The organism is Polynucleobacter sp. 35-46-11 (genome assembly GCF_002281105.1).
Genome location: NZ_NCFJ01000665.1, coordinates 1 through 1207, shown reverse-complemented (window position 1 = coordinate 1207; position 1207 = coordinate 1). Strand labels below are relative to the sequence as shown.

At 43.5% G+C, this 1207-nt stretch carries 1 pseudogene; it reads right to left on the bottom strand.

Annotation, left to right across the window (positions count from 1 at the left end):
- Positions 1-1144 (bottom strand): annotated as a pseudogene (locus tag B7Y67_RS18590) (type I restriction endonuclease subunit R); the annotation flags it as partial.
- Positions 1145-1207: the final 63 nt, after the last annotated feature.

The following is a 1207-nucleotide window of genomic DNA, read 5'->3' as shown; positions in this document are numbered from 1 at the left end:
TGATCTTGGCAAACTTGAAGATCACATCTTCCAAGGCAACATTTAGCAAGTTGCTCGTGTCAGACGCTGTTTCAATCGTCTCTTTTAAGTTAAGAAGCTCAAGGTGATTGCTAGTTTCGCGATAAAGCTGGTTGAGCTTCTTGAAATCCAGCTGTTGGAGTAATGAATACTCTCCCTGCAAACGAATCAAGTTGTAGAGATTGCGGGCATCAGCAAGTGCATTCTTGAGAGCTAATATCGTTGTGCGATCTTGAATTTGACTAATCTGGCGAGAGAATTCCTCTGCATTTTGGATGTCAAAACTAAACAGAACATCTTTGATAGCTTCAATCTCTTGCGTGACCTCTTCAGATGATTTGAACAGGTTAGAATAGTGCTCAACTTCGTCACCAAGTTCTGACTGCAACTCGTCGAAGTAGTCCTTATTGGTCTTGTCAAACTCCTTCCGGATATCCGCAAAGTCAACTACATACCCATAGCGAAAATCCCCGTAAGTTCGGTTCACACGGGTAAGAGCTTGTAGTAGGTTATGCGCTTTAATGATTCGTCCAAGATAGAGCTTTTTCAAACGTTTGGCATCAAATCCAGTCAAAAGCATGTTGTAGACGAACAAGAAATCAATCTTGCCAGCCTTAAAATCTTCTACCCACTGTTTGCGTTCATCTTTGCTGCCAATATCATGCAGAATTAGCGCGGCAGTTTTTACACGATTCTTCTCTGCTGCTTGTGCTGCGTAGCCTTCAGGCTCAGCGCTGCTGGAGCTTGTTTTATCTGCGTAAACTGCATTAAAGATTTTATGCATCTCTTTAGCTTGATCTGCGCTATCGCAAATTACCATGCCGCCTATGCTAGAGTCGCCAAGTGCAGTTCTGCTTTTCTCAAAATCACGCACAATATAGTCAAGCATCGGCTCTACAAACTTCGGATGTGAGTAGATTTGCTTACGATCAATATCACCTTGTTGTAGCTGAACTGCCGCAAGAGCTTCCTGCAATGAAATCTTGTAATTAGTAGCGATTTCCTCGCGAATTAGGCGAAGGGTGTAACCATCTGCGATTGAGGCGTTGTAGTAATACTTGTGGATGTAATCTCCAAACAATGCCCTAGAGTTGTAGTCATCGCCAAGCAGAGGCGTACCAGTCAACCCAATCTTGATTGCGTTTCTATCGGACTGACTTAGATTAGCCAGGAAGCTGCCTTGCGGGTT